Below are 19,283 nucleotides of genomic sequence, written 5' to 3'. Positions count from 1 at the left end.
CGGCCTTTTGGTGTTTTATTCCGCCGCAACTTTGATAACCGGCTCCATCCTTGCCAGAATATCCTCGGCCAGGTGGCATTTGACCTGATGCCCCTCGGCCAGAGTTTTCACCGGCGGCACATGGGATTCGCAGCGCCCGTCCGGCACTTCGGATTTCCAGCGACAGCGGGTCTGGAACGGACAGCCCGGAGGCGGGTTCATGGCCGACGGAATGTCGCCTTCAAGCACGATGTGCTGCTTTTCGACCGACGTATCAGCAATCGGCACGGCGCTCAGCAGCGCTTCGGTATAGGGGTGATAGGGCGGGGCAAAGACCTGATCGGTTGTGCCCAGCTCGACCACATGACCCAGATACATCACCATCACCCGGTCACTGAGATAGCGCACGATGGACAGGTCGTGGCTGATGAACAGCAGTGTGGTCTTGTGCTCGCGCTGGATCTCCATCAACAGATCGGTCACCGCCGCCTGCACTGACACATCCAGGGCCGAGACCGGTTCATCCGCCACAACGATGCGTGCGTCACCGGCAAATGCGCGGGCGATACCGACCCGTTGCTTCTGCCCGCCAGACAGCTGGCGTGGCATCCGGTCGGCGAAGGCACGCGGCAGTTTCACCAAATCCAAAAGCTCCAGCATCCGCTTCTTACGCTCGGCTTCCGAGTTGCCGACGCCGAAAATCTCCAAGGCACGGATGATCTGTCGGCCAACGGTCATCGAAGGGTTCAGCGTATCGAACGGGTTCTGGAACACCATCTGAACCTCGCCAACCGTCTTGGCGTCACGCTCTTCGATGGGCACGGCTTCGATGTTGCGATTGTCCAGCAGGATCTGCCCGTCGGTGGCCGTTTCCAGCCCCATCAGAACCTTCGCAAAGGTGGACTTGCCGCAACCGGATTCGCCCACAATGGCCAGGGTCTCGGACTCGTGGGCCTCGAAACTCAATGTTTCATTGGCTTTGACAACCTTGGTCTCGCCACCACCAAACAAGGCGTTCGCTGCAACCTCATAGTATTTCTTAAGGTTGTCCATCTTCAGAACGGTGCGACCAATCTCGGCCTTTTCCTTTTGTTCGCCGACGGTGATCGGGGCGTTCCAATCGATTTCCTGGAATTTCAGGCATCGTGTGTGATGCCGATCGTTGCCGGGCACCGCCTGCATCAGAATGTCCTGCGCGTCACAGCGCCCTTCTTCGAAATAGTCGCAGCGCGGGCCGAAATTACACCCCGGGGGACGCTCATGCGGCAAAGGAAAGTTGCCGGGGATGGCCACCAAGGGGCGCGCGTTCTTGTCAGCGCCGGGCAGGGGGATCGAGCGGAACAGCGCCTGCGTGTAAGGATGCTGCATTTCGTCGAAAACATCCTTGATCGATCCACGCTCGACCGCTTCACCGGAATACATTACGCACAGCCGGTCGCAAGTTTCCAGAACCAGCCCAAGGTTGTGCGAGATAAACAGCATCGACGTGCCGTATTTCTTGCCCAAATCCTTGACCAGTTCGACAACGGCGGCCTCTACGGTCACGTCCAGTGCCGTTGTCGGTTCATCCAGGATCAACAGCGCCGGTTTCGACATCAGCGCCATCGCAATCACGATCCGCTGCTGCTGACCGCCCGACAACTGATGCGGGAAGGAATTCAACATCCGCTCTGGGTCAGGGAGGCGCACATCGGTGACGACTTCCAGCGCGCGGGCATAGGCCTCTTCCGCGCCGACGCCCTCGTGGATCATCGGCACCTCCATCAGCTGTTTGCCGATCTTCATGGCGGGGTTCAGCGATGCCATCGGCTCCTGATAGATCATCGCGATCTCATTGCCGCGTATGTCGCGCAGTTCCTCGGTCGTCATCTCGCTTAGATCACGACCCTTGAACTTGATCGAGCCACCGACGATGCGCCCGTTCTTGCCCAAATCCTGCATGACGCCCAGCGCCACGGTGGATTTGCCACATCCGGATTCACCCACCAGTCCAACAGCCTCGCCTGGTTGTACACTGACCGAGAAATCCATCACCGCCGGAATTTCGCGAAGACGGGTGAAGAAGGAAATCGACAGCTTGTCGATCTCAAGAATTGGCCCGTCATAATCTGCCAGTTTGTTCATCTTGCTTACTCCTCGCGAGAGTCAGGGGAACCCCGTCATCTGGCTAAAATACTCTGAGGATCCGGGGGCGATGCCCCCGGCCGCTCTTACATCAGTCCTTCAGGCTTTCTTCGCGCAGGCCATCTGCCAACAGGTTCAATCCCAGAACCAGAGACAACAGCGCCAGCGCAGGCGGAAGGGCAGGGTGCAGGTAGATCGACAAGAGCTTGCGCCCCTCATTGATGGTCGAACCCCAATCCGGGCTTTCCGGCGGCAGGCCGAGCCCGAAGAACCCCAAGGTTCCCAGAAGGATGGTGGTGTAGCCGATGCGCAGACAGAAATCGACGATCAGCGGGCCACGGGCGTTGGGCAGGATTTCCCACAGCATGATATACCACGGGCCCTCGCCACGGGTTTGCGCCGCCGCCACATAGTCCCGGGTTTTGATGTCCAGTGCCAGCCCGCGCACGATGCGGAACACCGTGGGTGAGTTCACGAATACAACCGAGACAAAGACCACCAGAATACCGCCGGGAATATCAAACAGATCGAGATAGGTGGGCAGGCCCCAAATCCCGTATGTATCCGTGTTGATGATGTATCCTTCGGTTGAAATCAGCGACAGGTACAGCCAGAACGCAACGCCCAACACCCCGATCAGCAATGGCGTGCGAAAACTGGGGCGCGTGTAAAAGCGCGAGTTCAGCAGAACGCCAAGGAATAGGATCGGGAAGATGAACAGCACAGCAGCCATATAGTTCGGCACACCGGTCGCCACGATTTCGGGTGTAACCAGCAGGTAGAACAGCAAGATCACCGGGAAGGCCAGGATCAGGTTTGCCAGGAAGGACAAGAACGTATCCAGACGTCCGCCGTAGTATCCGGCGGGCAGGCCCAGAGTGATCCCGACCATGAAGGCAAACATGGTCGCAAGCGGCGCGATCTGCACCACGATCCATGCACCTTTGACCATGCGGCTGAACACGTCACGGGCAAGGTTGTCGCCACCCAACAGGTACCAGGCATATTGGCCATCCTCGGGGCTGGCCAGCGGCGTTCCGGGCACCTTGTTTTTCATGCCGGAAAGCTGTGCAAGCGGATCGTGCGTCACGATCAGATCAAGCGCGCCAAATATTCCGGTGAACACCCAGAACATCACGAGGCCGAACCCGATCATGCCAATGGGGCTGTCAAACAACTTGCCATAAAGGCCAAGCTTGCGTTTGAAGGCGATCGACATCGCATAGAGAATGATCAGCGACAGCCAAACTGGTAGGAATTGCCGGGAAATCGCACCGATTATCCCTGCGTTTGTCCCCAGCAGGATGCCCAGCACAATGTAGGCGACGGCCAAGGCCACGCTGGCCAAAAAGCTATAGCGCAGCGCCGCACTGATCATGTTCCGCAAGCCCGAACTTGAGCTGAGCGTGCCGTCCGCGTTCACGGTCATCTGATCTTCGGGCAGCACAATGCTGGCCAGCATCCAGACGAGGATCGAAAGGATCATCAAGGCAAGCGCCAGGGCAAGCAAAGGGTTCAGAAAGGCGATAGAGCCGGTCCAGGTTAAAGGTTCCATGTCCTATCCTCCCTTATGAAATGCGAATGCGCGGGTTGAGGTAGACATAGCCGATATCCGAGATCAGCTGAGTCACCAGCACCACAAAGACCGACACGACCGAGATCGCCAGCAACAGCTGAATGTCGTTGTTGCCCGCCGCCTGTACCAGCGCCCAGCCGAAGCCCTTGTAGTTGAACAGGGTCTCGACGATCACCACACCGTTCAGCAGCCATGGGAACTGCAGCATGATGACGGTGAACGGCGCGATCAGCGCGTTGCGCAGCGCGTGTTTCATGACGATATTCGGGAAGGACACCCCCTTGAGCCGTGCGGTGCGGATGTACTGCGCAGTCATCACCTCGGTCATCGAGGCGCGGGTCATGCGGGCGATATAGCCCATTCCGTACAGCGCAATTGTCAGAACCGGTAAGAAGAAATTCTCAAACGTGGGATTCTCCATTGCTTGCGTCGCTGTGCCCTTGAACCATTTCAACCCGACAGCAGACGAGGTGAAGATCGCGATAAAGATCACGCCCGAGACGTATTCCGGCGTTGCCGTAGTCGTGATGGCGAAGGTGGACAGGGTACGGTCCGTGGCCGAACCCTCTTTCATCCCTGCCAGAATGCCCAGGATCAGGGCCGATGGGACCATAAGCAGCATAACCCAGAACATCAGTCGACCGGTCAGCGCCAGCCGATTTCCAACAACGGTTGAAACCTCTTCTTTGAAGACCGTGGAATAGCCCCAATACCCTTGCAGAATGCCACAGAAATTGGGGGCCTCTTCGGCGGATTGTCCCGGCAGAATGCAGCGCCCCTGAACGGTTCCGTCCTCGTTGGTGTGCCGATATGAGGGCAATACACCCAGCCACTCGCCGTATTTGATGGGCGTCGATTGCAGGTATCCGTTTTTGCTCAGATAGCTCTCGACCTGCTCGTCAGACATCCGGAAATTGCCCTGCGTCTTCGCAAGCTTTTCGAGGTTCGGGTACAGGTTGGTCAGAAAGAAGACCAGAAATGTCAGGCACAGTGCTGTCAACAGCATGATGCCGACGCGCCTTAGTATGAATAGTCCCATGTTAGCCCCTGTTGGTAGGCTAGCGCTGGCTGCTTAGTGTCCTGCGCGTTGCTGTGTTTTTGATCGCTAATGCGATGACGAAAAAGCCGCGCCAGTATGGCGCGGCCTCTCGTTTCTTGGATCAGGACAGAAGGCCGAACTTATAAAGCTGCGGCAGGTCCGCGATGTGTTTTTCGACCCCCACCATGTTGTCGCGATGGTGGCGCATGGCTGTCCGCCAATAGGGCTGAATGGTCACGCCTTCGTCGATCATGATCGCCTGAAGCTTGGCCATAACCTCACGGCGCATGTCCACATCGGCCAGCGAGTTCGCTTCGGCCAGAAGCTTGTCAAACTCATCATTGGCAAAGCCGGATTCGTTCCATGCCACGCCAGACTTGTAGGCCAGCGCCAGAACTTGTGTCCCAAGCGGGCGGTGGTTCCAATTGGTCGAAGAGAACGCGTATTTCGTCCAGTCGTTCCAGAAGGTCGAACCGGGCAGAACCGTGTGCTTTGCCTTGATGCCGGCGTCATTCAGCTGCGCCACCACGGCGGCGGTGGTGTTGCGGCGCCAGTCGTCGTCGATCGACTGCACTTCGTGCTCAAAATCACCCATGCCCGCTTCGTCCATCATTGCTTTGGCACCGGCGGGATCATAGGGAATGCGGGTCACAGCCGAGTCATATTCGGGATGCATCGGACCAACGTGGCAGTTTTCGGCAGGAATACCATATCCAGACATACCCAGCTCCAGACACACCTCGTTGTCGACCGCCATGGCCAGAGCCTGACGCACGCGCTTGTCGCCGTAGATCTTATTGCCATTGCCATCCTCGGCCAATTGGTTCGGGCGGATCACGATGGTAAAGCCTGACGGAATCTCAGAACGTACAAGTCCGATGCCGTCAAAGATGTCGACGAATTCGCCAACCGATTCCCAGTTCATGTCGATCTCTTCGGCCTCATAGGCTGCCAGGAACGCGGCCGGGTCAGTGCCGTAGTCGATGAATTCGATGCGATCGATATAGCCGCCTTTGCCGGCCTCATAGCCCCACCAATCGTGGTCTTCGTTGCGCACAAGAACGCCCTTTACGCCCACTTCGTGGCTTTCAGGTTTCATGAACCCTGTGCCGACCGGATTGCCAAGCATGTCATTTGCGTCAAAGCTGGAGTGCACAATCGCCGCCGGATAGTCGGCCATGCCCGGAATGATCGTAATGTCTGGTGCGCTACACTTCAGCTTCACAGTGTGGCTGTCGACGACTGTGATCGCGCCATCTGCGGCCTGCTGAGTGCCCTCATCGATCAGAGACGCCATACGGGACGCCATCGAGTTCCCTTCCAGCGCGCTGTCACACCAGCCGGTGATGTTGCGCGCAACGTCTTCGGCGGTGAAATCGTCACCGTTGTTCCACTTCACGCCTTTACGGACGTTCAGAGTGTATTCGGTGGCGTCGTCATTGGCCTCCCAGCTTTCCAGCAGCATAGGTTTGAACGAACCGTCGTTGTTGTATTCAACAAGATACTCAAGCCAGCCAGCTGTATAGGTAGCAATCTGCGTCCAGTCATAGGTGCGCGGATCCTTCAGCGCGCGTACTTCCATCTGATAGCGGATGGTCCCGCCGCGCTGAGGTTCCTGCGCTGCTGCCGGTGATTGCAGACCGATCAGGCCATAGGCTGTCGGGGCGGCGACGCCCAATGCGGTGGCGCGGGCCATGAACTCGCGACGGCTGAGATTGCCATCGCGGTATTCTTGCGCGTGCATCTTGGCGGCCCAGTGCACCTGCGCTTCGGTTGCTGATTGGTTACTCATAGATCTCTCCCTGTGATCTGATGTATTTTTTGCTGAGTTTTTGCGTTACGCGGCCTGATCAGAACAGGCCGGTACATTGAAGGACTTGATTTCGTGAGTTTGCGTCATCCCCATGGCGGTATTCGGCACCAGTTTTTTCCTGCCGTCAATGTTCGAAATCGTCATCCAGAGGCGAAAAACGACATATGGTCAGAAAGATGAGTTGTATGTGAAGGGCCATTTCAAGTGGCTAAACCTGCACCGCAGTGACGGCTATCGCTATTCAGAATGGCAGCCGTTTCTGATTAAATATCTGTAATGTAATGGAAAAATAGCGGGCGAGTGCTGATCAGTTGTCCGCAGCGCTGATACGGATCCAGGATTTCATGCGCGCGCGAAACCACGTGCGCTGCCTTTTGGCAAATTGTCGTGTCGCTATCGTCGCTTTTTCGCGCGCCTCGTCCAATGTCATTCTGCCCTCAAGATGCGCCAAAAGCTCGGGCACTCCGATGGCTTTGAACGAAGGCAGCGTCGGGTCATAGAGATCGCGCATTGCAGCAACTTCATCCAACGCGCCCATATCCAACATCTGATCGAACCTGCGATGGATGCGGTCTAGTAACCAATCCTTGTCGACGTCAAAAACGATGGGAACAGCTTTCGCAAGCTCAAGCGTTGGGGCGGGTGTGTCGGCCTGCCACTCAGCCAACGGCTTTCCGGTGGCTTTTTGAACTTCCCAGGCGCGTTGAACCCGTGCCCGGTTGCGCTGATCCAGTTGGTCCAATGTTTGTGGGTCGACGCCCGCAATCAGTACCGCAAGGCTCAACTGATCGGCCTCGGCGCGAACCGGCGCTGGCGTTGGGGGGATTTCCGCCATGCCTTCGGTCAGCGCGGTGAAATACAAACCCGTGCCGCCCACGATAATCGGGCGGGGTCCAGCGGACAAAAGCGGCGTGACCTCTCGCAACCAATGACCCGTAGAATACGGCTGATCGTACGCGACATGGCCATAAAGGGCATGTGCGGCCTGCGCCTCTTCTTCTGCTGATGGTCGGGCCGAGATTACGCGCCAGCATCCGTAGACCTGGCTTGCATCCGCGTTGACGATGACGCCGCCAAACCGTTCGGCAAGTGCAAGGGCCAGTGCGGATTTCCCCGAGGCCGTGGGCCCTGCAATCAGGATCGGTTTGTCCTCGGGCAGGTCGCCCAGGCGATCCCAAATCCGGGTCTCAGCGTCTTCGGCCATGAGCGCCTGCCTTATTCCGTATCATCCGCATTGAACCCGCAGACGATTTGCTTCATTTTGCGCCGGAAAATAACCCCGTGCCAGCCCGGAGCGCAACATGACCCTTTCCCAATCGACAGATTCAACTGAAACCCCAAAAACCAAATACAAGCGCGTGATGTTGAAGATTTCCGGCGAAGCATTGATGGGGGATCAGGGTTTTGGCCTGCATCCCCCCACCGTTCAGCGCATCGCGCAAGAGGTAAAGTCGGTACACGATCTGGGCGTCGAGATTTGCATGGTCATCGGCGGTGGCAATATCTTTCGCGGGCTCTCTGGTTCCGCGCAGGGGATGGAGAGGACAACGGCCGACTATATGGGCATGCTGGCAACGGTCATGAACGCGCTTGGCATGCAGTCCGCGCTCGAAGGCGTTGGCGTCTTTACCCGGGTGATCTCGGCCATCCGGATGGACGAGGTTTGCGAGCCCTATATCCGTCGCCGCGCGGTGCGCCACCTTGAGAAAAAGCGTGTCTGCATCTTTGCCGCCGGAACCGGGAACCCCTATTTCACAACCGATACAGCTGCGACGTTGCGGGCTAACGAAATGGCGTGCGAGGCCATCTTTATGGGCAAAAACGGGGTCGATGGCGTCTATGACAAGGACCCCAAGACCAACCCGGATGCGGTCCGCTATGACACCGTGACCTATGACGACGTCTTGGCCAAACGCCTGCGGGTCATGGATGCATCGGCCATTGCGTTGGCGCGCGACAACAACCTGCCACTGATCGTCTTTGGCCTGGATGAGCCCGGCGGCTTCCGCGGTATTTTGGCGGGTGAGGGGACCTATACCAAGGTCCAGGGCTGATACAGGCACCAGTATTGAACCAACAACACGGGGCAGGGCATGACCACTCTGGATATCGATTTTGTACGCGCCCAGTTTCCGGCGTTTTCCGAACCTGACCTTCAAGGTCAGGCGTTTTTCGAAAACGCGGGTGGGTCATATACCTGCAAACCGGTGATCGACCGGCTGTTTCGCTTTTACACAGAGCGCAAAGTGCAACCCTATGGGACCTATGAAGCCAGTCGCCTTGCCGGGGAAGAGATGGACGAGGCGCGAACCCGCCTCAGCGCGATGCTGGGCGTCGACGGGGATGAATTGAGCTTTGGGCCATCCACCACGCAAAATACCTATGTTCTGGCGCAAGCATTTCGTAAATGGCTGAAACCGGGCGAGGCTATCGTGGTGACCAATCAGGACCATGAGGCCAATTCCGGCCCCTGGCGGCGTCTGCAGGAAGACGGCATCGACATTCGGGAGTGGCAGATCAACCCCGAAACCGGATCGCTGGATCCTGCGGATCTTGAAAACCTTCTGGACGACTCTGTGCGTCTCGTTTGCTTCCCGCATTGCTCGAACGTGGTGGGTGAGATCAATCCGATTACCGAGATCACCGCCATCGCGCACGCGGCAGGGGCGTTTGTCTGCGTTGACGGGGTATCTTATGTCCCGCACGGGTTCCCGAATGTCGGAGAGCTTGGGCCGGATATCTATTTGTTTTCGGCCTACAAAACCTACGGCCCGCATCAGGGCTGTATGGTCATCCGCCGCAATCTGGGTGAGTTGCTGCCCAATCAGGCACACTATTTCAACGGCGGCACGCTGTACAAACGATTCACACCCGCCGGTCCGGATCATGCGCAGATCGCGGCCTGTGCCGGGATGGTGGATTACATGGACTTGCTCTGCGACCACCATAGCGGGCCGGGCGGTACTGCAGCCGAGCGTGGTGCTTTTGCCCATGACCTGATGCGAGCCCATGAAGTGACCCTGTTGCAACCCGTTCTGGACTCGGTGAAGAACAGGAACGCGGTTCGGTTGATCGGTCCGAGCGATGCGTCTGCGCGCGCGCCGACGGTTGCTTTGGCCCTGTCAGGACCGGCTGAGCCCGTGGCGGCAAAGCTGGCCGATTTGGGCATCATGGCCGGTGGCGGAGACTTTTATGCAAACCGCGCCCTTAACGCCCTGGGTGTGGACGAAGCTCAGGGCGTTTTGCGCCTCAGCTTCACGCATTATACCTCTCAAGCCGAAATTGATCAGCTTTTGGAAGCGCTTGAGCGCATTTTTTGATCCAATCCGGTGGTGGGTTCGTACCCCCGAAAAAGGCCGGATATGAGTGATCAGCAGAAACCCGTCATCCTGTGGTTCAGGCGCGATTTGCGCCTGTCCGATCATCCGGCGTTGGACGCAGCCGTGCAATCGGGTCGCCCCATCTTGCCGCTCTATATCTGTGATGATCTGATCCAGGGCCTTGGGGCCGCTCCGAAATGGCGGCTGGAACTGGGCTTGCGGACTTTTGCGGAAACGCTGCGCGGTCGCGGCAGTCGGTTGATTTTGCGGCGCGGTCGGGCGTTGGATGTTCTCAACGCGCTTATCGCGGAAACTGGCGCAGATACGGTGTTTTGGTCCCGTTGTTATGATCCGGCCACGATCGAGCGGGATACGCAGATCAAATCCGACCTGACAGCACGCGGCATTCACGCGCGTTCCTTTGCCGGGCATCTTCTGTTTGAGCCCTGGGACGTCAAAACAAAGTCGGATCAGCCCTTTCGCGTGTTCACCCCGATGTGGCGGTCGGTACGAACCCGCGATGTGTCTTTGCCTGCGGTATTTCCGGGGGCGTTGTGCCCATTACAGGTCTGGCCAGCCTCGGACCAATTGGACGACTGGAAACTGGGCAGCGGGATGAAGCGGGGCGCTGCCGTGGTTCGATCCCATGTGCACCCCGGCGAAAACGCCGCCCTGGACTGTTTACATAGCTTTCTGGACATCGTCTCAGATTATGCGCAGGACCGTGACCGCCCGGACAAACCCAACACTTCGCGATTGTCCGAATATCTGTCTCTGGGCGAAATCGGGCCGCGCACCATATGGCACGCGGTGCAGAATGCCGCCATGTCCGGCGTTTCAGGCACCGAACCATTTCTCAGACAGCTGGTTTGGCGAGAGTTCGCCTATCAATTGATGTGCAACACGCCGCATATTCTGTCGGAGAATTGGCGTCCCGAATGGGATAACTTCCCATGGAACACCGATGCGCATTCCGAACCCGTGCGCGCATGGCAACAGGCCTGTACGGGAATTCCGATCATCGATGCCGGACTGCGCGAGATGTATGTTACCGGGCGTATGCACAATCGGGTGCGGATGATCGTAGCGAGCTATCTGACCAAGCACCTGGCAACGCATTGGAAGATCGGGATGAACTGGTTTGCCGATTGCCTGATCGATTGGGATCCGGCGGCAAATGCGCTCGGATGGCAATGGGTTGCGGGATCTGGACCGGATGCGGCGCCGTTCTTTCGCATCTTTAATCCCGAGACACAGCGGGAACGGTTCGACCCGAACGCAGCCTATCTGCGCAGATGGATTGCGGAGGGTCAAAGCAACCCGGGGGTCGAGGCTTTGTCCTATTTCGATGCTGTCCCTCGATCCTGGGCCTTGTCGCCGGATGATTTGTACCCGCGTCCCGTAGTGGAATTGGCCGAGGGCCGCAGGCACGCGCTGGAGTTGTATCAAACGCTCAAAACACCTGTAAGGAACTGAAAACTTGCCAGAAACAATTTCCCGCCCTAGCCTGAGGCTGCGACCGCAAAGAGGAGAGCGGATGTTCCTTACGACCACGGACGGGCAGGAAAACCTGCCGAGATATTTTGTTCAGGTGTTCAAGATGGTGTGCAGTATGCAGGCGGGCCGTCTGGATATCACCTTACCGGATGGCCGTGTTTTTCGGGCCGAAGGGCCCAAACCGGGCCCGATTGCCCAAGTTGACATACATGATCCCGATATCTTCGCGCGCCTGGTCCGCGAGGGCGAGCTTGGGTTTTCGGACGGCTATCTTGAAGGCGATTGGAGCACACCCGACCTGAGGGCCTTTATGGATCTGGTGCATCTGGGCAATGAAACGGTCTATGACGATTTCACAGGCAAAGTGCTTGTCCGCGCCTACGAAAGGCTGCGGTTCTGGTTGCACCGCAACAACCGATCGCAGGCCAAGAAGAATATCTCATATCATTACGATTTGGGTAATGATTTCTATGGGTTGTGGCTGGACGATACGATGACCTATTCCAGCGCGATCTTTGAGACCGGACAGGAAAGCCTGGAAAAGGCGCAGACGGCAAAATACGCAAGCCTCGTTGATGAAATGGGTGCCAAGCCCGGTGACCACATCCTTGAGATCGGCTGCGGTTGGGGCGGATTTGCGGAATATGCAGCTAAAGAACGTGGCTTGCGGGTCACGGGTTTGACGATCAGTCAGGAGCAGTTGAAGTACGCCAGGGAGCGTATTGAAAAAGCAGGACTTTCTGACTTTGTTGAGTTCAAGTTGCAAGACTACCGCGATGAGAGCGGTCAATATGACGGCATCGCCTCGATTGAGATGTTTGAAGCGGTGGGTCAAAAATACTGGCCGGTCTACTTCGACACTGTTCGAGAGCGGCTGAAGCCCGGTGGCAAAGCCACGTTGCAGATCATCACGGTGGCGGATCATAGATGGGATGTTTACAGGAACAGCATTGATTTCATTCAGAAATACATCTTTCCGGGTGGCATGCTGCCCGCGCCGAAAATCCTGCGGGAACAGATCGTCGAGGCCGGGCTTGACGTGGTGCAGTCCAAGGAATTTGGCAAAAGCTATGACCTGACCCTGCGGCGTTGGTACGAAACGTTTAACGCCAAATGGGATCAAGTGGCCGAATTGGGCTTTGATGAGCGTTTCCGCCGCATGTGGAATTATTATTTGACCGCATGCGGCGCAGCCTTTGACACCGGCAATTGCGATGTGACACAGATCACAATAGCAAAGCCGAGTTAAAGTAAGGGACGGACTGAATTAATGCCTACCGCCGCACGACTTGTAGCTTCGATCTGTCTTGTGATCATCGCGTTCCTCGTATCGTCGATGATCATTGCCAACGGCGAAGAGGGAAAATCCTACGGATATTTCACCATGGTGAACATCATCCTCGGTATCGCCTGCGGTTGGAAAATCATGGGCTGGCGAGCCGGGCGCGGTTGGACTGCAGGTATCAATAACGGGCTGACTGGCGTCGCTGCTTTGGTGTTTTGGGGCGTGTTCGTTCAGGGCACCTACGAGATGTTTCGGCAGGCGATGCGTCACCGTTTTGACGGCCCGCTCGAGGCCATTATGGCGATCTTTCAGCTGTCATTTGCGTTCTCGGAACAGCTTTGGGCGTCGAACATCATCTGGACCTTGCTGGTTGGCGCCGTCATCGCGGGATTGTTGACCGAGATTGCCGCGCGGCGCTGGAACTAAGCCGCCTTATCCCAAGCGAGAATTTCACGTTTTGGCCGATTTGTTTTTCTACGGAACGCTCCGCCACACCCCATTGCTGGAGCTGGTTTTGGGACGCCCGTCCGAGGCATTGGGCGCAGTCGAAGCAAAGCTGTCTGACCACGTTGTCTATGCCGTTAAGGATCAGCCTTTCCCGATGATCCTGTCGTCTCCGGGGTCCGAGGCCACCGGGGTTTTGGTGCGCGGGCTCACGGATCATGAGCTGTCACGTCTGGCGTTTTATGAGGCCGGGTTCGACTATGATCTGCAGAATATGTCTGTGACAACGTCGGACGGGGCTCAGGTCACGGCACAAGTGTTTTTTCCCAGACCGGAAAAATGGGACCACGATCATCTTTGGTCGCTGGACCGCTGGGTAGAAGACTGGGGGCCGGTCTCTCTGCTGGCTGCAGCAGAGGTCATGAGCTTTTTCGGCAAGGTCGATCCGGCCAAGATTGCCCAGAGCTTTCCGGCCATCCGCACGCGGGCCTGGGCCCGGCTTGCCGCCCGCGCGCGCAAAACCGGTGACAGCCGCGATGTGGCCAGGGATGTCAGGTTGCACAGTCTTACGCATGCCTATGTCGACTATTTCGGTATGGACGAGGCCGAGCTGCAGCATCGGCAATATGACGGCGCGATGGGCCCGGTTCTCAGGCGCAGTGCTCTGATGCAAGGCAGCGCAGTGGTCGTGCTGCCTTATGACCCTGTGCGCGATGTGGTTCTGCTGGTGGAACAGTTTCGGGCACCGCTCTACCTGATTGACGACCCCGAGCCGTGGATGTGGGAACCTGTCGCCGGAATGATCGATCCTGGCGAAACTCCGCAAGAAACGGCCCACCGTGAAGCGTGGGAAGAAGCGGGGATCAGGTTTACGGGGCTCGAATGCGCGGGCGGGGCCTATGCCTCAAGCGGGTCGTCTACGGAGTATGTGCACCTCTTTGTCGGGCTGGGCGACCTGACCGAAACGGTCCAAGGCGGCGGATTGGCTCAGGAAGGTGAGGATATTCGCAGCAAAATAATGCCTTTTGCGGAGTTCATTGATCTGGTGGATCGCAATGTTTTCAAGGACCTGCCGCTGCTGACACTTGCGCATTGGCTCGCCCGGCACCGGGGGCGCCTGCGGGTGTGACTATCTTGCTTGTGGTTAAAGCTGGGCACCTGTAAATCTTCTGCGATACCAAATGACAAGAGGGCGCCATGCGCATTGCACGAGACCTGGCCGACGCGGTCGGAAAAACACCCCTGATCCGTCTGCGCCGTATCAGCGAAGAAACCGGATGCGAGATACTCGGCAAAGCGGAATTCATGAATCCCGGCCAATCCGTCAAGGACCGCGCCGCGCTTTACATCATCCGCGACGCCATCGCGCGGGGTGAGCTGAAACCGGGCGGCACGATTGTCGAAGGTACTGCGGGGAATACTGGGATCGGCCTGGCCTTGGTCGGCGCGTCGATGGGGTTCAGGACGGTGATCGTGATCCCCGAAACCCAATCGGAAGAGAAAAAAGATATGTTGCGTCTGGCTGGTGCACAGCTGGTTCAGGTGCCCGCTGCACCTTATCGCAACCCCAACAACTTTGTGCATTATTCGCGCCGATTGGCGGAAGAGCTTGCGCAGACCGAACCCAATGGCGCGATCTGGGCCAATCAATTCGACAACGTGGCCAACCGCCAGGCCCATATCGAAACCACGGGTCCCGAGATCTGGGAACAAACCGGTGGCAAGGTGGATGGCTTTATCTGTGCCGCCGGATCGGGGGGCACTGTGGCAGGCGTCGCCGATGCGCTGCAGCCCAAAGGCGTCAAAATCGGTTTGGTCGATCCGATGGGGGCAGGGCTATATTCCTACTATACCTCCGGCGAGATCGCGACCGAGGGTGGCTCGATCGCCGAGGGTATCGGACAGGTGCGCATCACGAAGAACCTGGAAGGGTTCTCACCGGATTTCGTCTGCCAGATGTCGGATAATGAGGCGTTGCCTTATATCTTCGACCTGCTGCGCGACGAAGGGCTGGTCATGGGTGGCTCAACTGCGATCAACATGGCCGGTGCCGTGCGTCTGGCCAAGGAGCTTGGGCCGGGCCACACCATTGTGACGATCCTGTGTGACTATGGCACCCGCTATCAGTCCAAACTGTTCAACCCGGACTTTCTGCGTGAAAAAGAGCTGCCGGTTCCCGAGTGGATGACCGAAGCGCCGCGCAGCATACCCGGCGTTTTTGAGGACGTCTGATGTTTAGGCAGGTTCGCCTGCTTCTGGCCCTGCTGGCGGTTTGCCTGATCGGGATGGGCGGGCTTGCCCACGCGCAATTGTCTGATCGGCAAAGCGACTATTATCGGGGGTGGGTCAGCACCGCCGAACGGGCCGAAACGGTGATCGAGGCCAACCGGGCCTCGAACGCCGCGTTGGAGAACCTTCGCGCGGAAATAAACGGCTATCGCGACGACTTTAACAGGGCGCGGAATGCAAATACCGAGCGTATCCAAACGCTTGAAAACCAGGTAAAGGCCCTGGGGCCAAAGCCGGATGATGGCTCGAACGAACCCGAAGACATTGCCAACCTGCGCGAACATCTTGATACGCAGCTCGATAGCCTGCGCGTTCCCAGAATTATTTCGGAAGAAGCCTTTAGCCGTGCCAATGGTCTGATCAGCGAGATCGATCAGATCATCCGCGAAAGACAGGCGAAGCAACTGCTTGAAAGAGGCCCGTCGCCGCTGAACCCGGTTTATTGGGGCCCGGCATGGGTCGATGTAACCGAAGCCGCATCAAGCCTGTTCAACGAAACCGCAAGAAACCTGCGGTCCGACACCGTCAAGGAACAGCTGCAAGATCGGGGATTGCCCGTTTTTCTGCTGACCGTTTTTGCCTTCGTGCTGTTGATCTACGGGCGCAGATGGTCCGAACGCGGGGGCGCTTATCTGCGCTCGCTGGGCATTCGGGGCAGCGGGGTCTGGACGTTTATCGTCTCGCTGTCGCGGATTTTCCTGCCTTGGCTGGGTGTGCTTATGCTGGTTCAGGCGATCACCCTGACGGGAGTGCTTGGGTTCCGCGGGACGCTTTTGTTTCAGGAAATCCCATACTGGGCGGCCATCGTCTTCTATTTCGACTGGATCGGGCGTCAGGCCTATCTGATCGGGGCGGCGCAAGGCTTCAAGAGGCTTTCGGCTGCGAAAATCACCGAACTGCGTGTGTATCTCGACCTGTTGGCGCTCATGCTGATCCTACACGAGTTGACGGTGCTGTTCGATCAGATCGAAAACGTATCAGACGCCACCCGCGCGGTCGTGAGCTTTCCGATTATCGTGGCAAGTTCGGCCTTGTTGTTGCGGATCCGGCAGGTTCGACATTCCGGCACCTCGGACGAGGAAGAGGCGCGCTCGGCTCGTGCCGCAGGGTTCAGCCAGCTTGTGGAATTGATCCGCCGCGCGCTGTTCCTGCTGGGGATGGCCACGCCGGTTCTTGCAGCCATCGGTTATATCAATGCGGCCGAGGCGATTGTCTATCCAACGATCAAGACGCTGGTTCTGATCGCCGCCTTGGTGATTTTGCAGCGGTTCATCACCTCGGTCTATGGCTGGGTGACGGGGCAGGGTGACACCGCGCGGGATTCACTGTTCTCGGTGCTTGTAGGGTTTGTGCTCGCCATTGTCGCGCTGCCGATTCTGGCGCTCTATTGGGGCGCACGAGAAACCGATCTGAGCGAGGCGTGGTCGCGCCTGCTGCTTGGGTTTGACATTGGCGGGGTCACAATCTCGCCTAGCAACTTCCTGACCTTCGTGGCGATCTTTGCGATTGGTTACACGCTGACCCGCCTGCTTCAGGGCGGTCTGCGGACATCTTTGCTGCCAAAAACCAGCATCGATCCGGGCGGACAGAACGCCATCGTCGCGGGAACGGGCTATGTCGGGATCTTTCTGGCTGCACTTGTGGCCATTGTGGTGGCTGGGTTTGATCTGTCCTCTCTGGCCATCGTTGCGGGGGCCCTGTCCGTCGGGATCGGCTTTGGCCTGCAAACCATCGTGTCGAACTTCGTGTCGGGTATCATCCTGCTGGTTGAGCGTCCGATTTCGAAAGGGGACTGGATCGATGTCAACGGGATGATGGGATATGTCCGCGATATCTCGGTCCGATCGACACGGATTGAGACCTTTGATCGAACGGATGTGATCGTTCCGAACTCGGACCTGATCAGCGGCGTGGTGACGAACTACACGCGGGGCAACACCATTGGCCGCGTGATCGTACCGGTCGGCGTGGCCTATGGTACGGACACCAAAAAGGTTGAGACGATTCTGTCAGAGATTGCCAACGCGCATCCCATGGTCCTGGCCAACCCGGCACCTAGCGTCGTGTTTCAGGGTTTCGGAGCGGATTCGCTCGACTTTGAGATACGTGCCATCCTGAGGGATGTGAACTGGGCGCTGTCCGTCAAATCGGACATGAACCACGAGATTAATCGGCGCTTTGTTGAAGAAGAGATCGAGATTCCGTTTGCACAGCGTGACGTCTGGTTTCGGAATGCCGAAGTGCTGCGGGGTGAAGAAACGGCCTTGAAAAAGGACGAGGCCCCGCCGCAATCAAAAGCGCCTGTTGTCATTTCCGAGCCGGTGAAAATGACCCGCGATGACTTGACCTCGGATGACGGGGACGAGGTGTAAATCAATCTCAATCGCCCCTTGCAAATCCGTGTGCGATGGTCCAAACATCGCCCGCACGGAGAGGTGGCCGAGTGGTCGAAGGCGCACGCCTGGAAAGTGTGTAGGCGGGAAACCGTCTCCAGGGTTCGAATCCCTGTCTCTCCGCCATTCATTTCTGTCTAACTTCGGTCGTGTTTTCTGACCCTGGATTGTTTCGCAATTTCCGCCTGTTGGCGCGTGCATTGTCGAACGTGGACGGAACAGACCGTGAATCCAGCACCGAAAACCAAAACATTCCTGGAGTACCTAGTGTAACGGTTTCGTAATGTTGAAAACGAACAACTGATTGGGTGTTAACCATCTGAAGAATTGGGGATCTTCAGTCTAGCGAGGCTAATACCACTTTGAAAGATCACAAGCACAGCTGAAATGAGGTTCAAACTAAAGGCCCATAACGGACATTTGCTGCCAGATTTCGCAATACCCATAGAACGCAAGCAAGGCTTCGCTCGACCATACAATCTTTGTGCCGGACGAAGCGATGCTATACTGACCTTTTTGAAGCCGGCCACAATTTGTCTGTCAGCACCCACACCATCATCGTTGTATGGCCAATGCAACTGCGCCCAGCCTGCGTGTCGCTGACTGGAGGCACTGGCTGCGGAGGTTCCTGTTATTTCAGATATGTGTTGAACCAATCAATTGTTCGGTCCCAGGCAAGGTTCGCCATCTCCTCGTCATAGCGTGGTGTGCTGTCATTGTGAAAGCCGTGGTTAGCATTGTCGTAGATATAGGCTTCGTAGACCTTTTCATTGGCCTTTAGAGCAGTTTCAAAATCTGGCCAGCCTGCATTGATACGTTCATCAAGCTCGCCCATCTGAATTAGCAACGGCGCTTGAATTTTGGTCACATCCTCTGCTGCCGGTTGACGACCGTAGAATGGCACTCCAGCGGCAAGTTCGGGGTAGGCCACGGCTATTGCGCTAACGACACCGCCGCCGTAGCAGAAACCAACCGCGCCGACTTTGCCCGTGCAGTCTTTCCGATTTAGCAGGTATTCGAATCCGTTGAAGAAATCGTTCATCAATTCGACTCGATCCACTGTCTTCTGCAGTTCACGCCCATCAGCGTCGTTGCCTGGGTATCCGCCGACCGAGGTCAAGCCGTCGGGGGCCAGAGCCATAAATCCGGCTTTCGCCAATCTGCGCGCCACGTCCTCGATATAGGGATTCAGGCCCCGGTTTTCGTGGATCACCAGCACTCCGGGTAGGGGATCGTCCACGCCCGTTGGTCGAACCAGGTAGCCTCGGACATCGCCGGTTCCATTCGGCGAAGGGTAAGTGATATAGTCTGCGTGAATATCAGGGTCGTTGAAGGAAACCTGCTGAGCAAGGGCATAGTTTGGGCTGAGCATGTTCAGCAGCGCGACAGCAGTCACGCCGCCGACCGCGAACTTGCCTGCGCGGTCCAGGAATTGGCGCTTGGTGATTTTACCGTGTGCGTAAAAGTCGTACAGGTCCAAAAGCTCCTGGTCGAAATCTCTGGCCGTCATGCGGGTCATAGTGC

15 protein-coding genes and 1 tRNA gene are annotated in these 19,283 nt (G+C 57.3%); 10 read left to right on the top strand and 6 right to left on the bottom strand.

Annotated features, from left to right (window positions below):
- Positions 1-15: 15 nt before the first annotated feature.
- The 4 genes from ACR0AG_RS16715 to ACR0AG_RS16700 form a co-directional block, all read right to left on the bottom strand.
- Complete coding sequence (locus ACR0AG_RS16715; RefSeq protein ID WP_480840956.1) at positions 16-2,103, bottom strand: dipeptide ABC transporter ATP-binding protein; 2,088 nt, start codon at positions 2,101-2,103, stop codon at positions 16-18.
- A 91-nt stretch (positions 2,104-2,194) separates the two neighbouring features.
- Positions 2,195-3,658: an ABC transporter permease gene (locus tag ACR0AG_RS16710; RefSeq protein WP_480840954.1), complete on the bottom strand. Its 1,464-nt coding sequence runs from the start codon at positions 3,656-3,658 to the stop codon at positions 2,195-2,197.
- A gap of 13 nt (positions 3,659-3,671) precedes the next feature.
- A complete protein-coding gene (locus ACR0AG_RS16705) occupies positions 3,672-4,718 on the bottom strand; it encodes an ABC transporter permease (RefSeq protein ID WP_480840952.1) in 1,047 nt (348 codons plus the stop codon).
- Positions 4,719-4,839: 121 nt separating this feature from the next.
- Entirely contained in the window at positions 4,840-6,510 is a 1,671-nt protein-coding gene (locus ACR0AG_RS16700; RefSeq protein ID WP_480840950.1) for an ABC transporter substrate-binding protein, read from the bottom strand.
- Between the two features lie 112 nt (positions 6,511-6,622).
- Between ACR0AG_RS16700 and ACR0AG_RS16695 the strand changes: the two genes are divergently transcribed.
- Positions 6,623-6,808, top strand: coding sequence for a hypothetical protein (locus tag ACR0AG_RS16695; RefSeq protein WP_480840948.1), 186 nt, complete (start codon positions 6,623-6,625; stop codon positions 6,806-6,808).
- A 30-nt stretch (positions 6,809-6,838) separates the two neighbouring features.
- Here the strand turns inward: ACR0AG_RS16695 and miaA are convergent, their stop codons facing one another.
- Positions 6,839-7,735, bottom strand: a complete 897-nt coding sequence (miaA, locus tag ACR0AG_RS16690) for a tRNA (adenosine(37)-N6)-dimethylallyltransferase MiaA (RefSeq protein WP_480840946.1) — start codon at positions 7,733-7,735, stop codon at positions 6,839-6,841.
- Between the two features lie 97 nt (positions 7,736-7,832).
- Here miaA and pyrH point away from each other — a divergent pair, with 97 nt between their 5' ends.
- From pyrH to ACR0AG_RS16645, 9 genes are all read left to right on the top strand, one after another.
- On the top strand, positions 7,833-8,585 hold the full coding sequence (gene pyrH, locus ACR0AG_RS16685; RefSeq protein ID WP_170571867.1) for a UMP kinase: 753 nt from the start codon (positions 7,833-7,835) through the stop codon (positions 8,583-8,585).
- Between the two features lie 39 nt (positions 8,586-8,624).
- Entirely contained in the window at positions 8,625-9,851 is a 1,227-nt protein-coding gene (locus ACR0AG_RS16680; protein ID WP_480840944.1) for an aminotransferase class V-fold PLP-dependent enzyme, read from the top strand.
- 42 nt (positions 9,852-9,893) lie between these two features.
- Entirely contained in the window at positions 9,894-11,327 is a 1,434-nt protein-coding gene (locus ACR0AG_RS16675) for a cryptochrome/photolyase family protein (protein WP_480840942.1), read from the top strand.
- A 61-nt stretch (positions 11,328-11,388) separates the two neighbouring features.
- On the top strand, positions 11,389-12,597 hold the full coding sequence (locus ACR0AG_RS16670) for a class I SAM-dependent methyltransferase (protein ID WP_480840940.1): 1,209 nt from the start codon (positions 11,389-11,391) through the stop codon (positions 12,595-12,597).
- A gap of 21 nt (positions 12,598-12,618) precedes the next feature.
- Complete coding sequence (locus ACR0AG_RS16665) at positions 12,619-13,059, top strand: TrgA family protein (RefSeq protein ID WP_480840938.1); 441 nt, start codon at positions 12,619-12,621, stop codon at positions 13,057-13,059.
- A gap of 31 nt (positions 13,060-13,090) precedes the next feature.
- The gene (locus tag ACR0AG_RS16660) at positions 13,091-14,206 is read left to right on the top strand and encodes an NUDIX domain-containing protein (protein WP_480840936.1); all 1,116 of its coding nucleotides are present in this window, start codon (positions 13,091-13,093) and stop codon (positions 14,204-14,206) included.
- 68 nt (positions 14,207-14,274) lie between these two features.
- The gene (locus ACR0AG_RS16655) at positions 14,275-15,309 is read left to right on the top strand and encodes a cysteine synthase A (protein WP_480840934.1); all 1,035 of its coding nucleotides are present in this window, start codon (positions 14,275-14,277) and stop codon (positions 15,307-15,309) included.
- Positions 15,309-17,738: a DUF3772 domain-containing protein gene (locus tag ACR0AG_RS16650; RefSeq protein ID WP_480840932.1), complete on the top strand. Its 2,430-nt coding sequence runs from the start codon at positions 15,309-15,311 to the stop codon at positions 17,736-17,738. Before ACR0AG_RS16655 ends, ACR0AG_RS16650 begins: the two co-directional genes overlap by 1 nt.
- A 57-nt stretch (positions 17,739-17,795) precedes the next feature.
- Positions 17,796-17,885: transfer RNA gene (locus ACR0AG_RS16645), tRNA-Ser, on the top strand.
- A gap of 505 nt (positions 17,886-18,390) precedes the next feature.
- On the opposite strand, the gene yghX is transcribed toward ACR0AG_RS16645, so the two are convergent.
- Positions 18,391-19,278, bottom strand: coding sequence for a YghX family hydrolase (gene yghX / locus ACR0AG_RS16640; RefSeq protein WP_480840930.1), 888 nt, complete (start codon positions 19,276-19,278; stop codon positions 18,391-18,393).
- Between the last annotated feature and the right edge of the window lie 5 nt (positions 19,279-19,283).

The organism is Ruegeria sp. H6 (genome assembly GCF_056532975.1).
The sequence above is the reverse complement of the archived record's forward strand: the minus strand, read 5'-3'. Positions and strand labels throughout refer to the sequence as shown.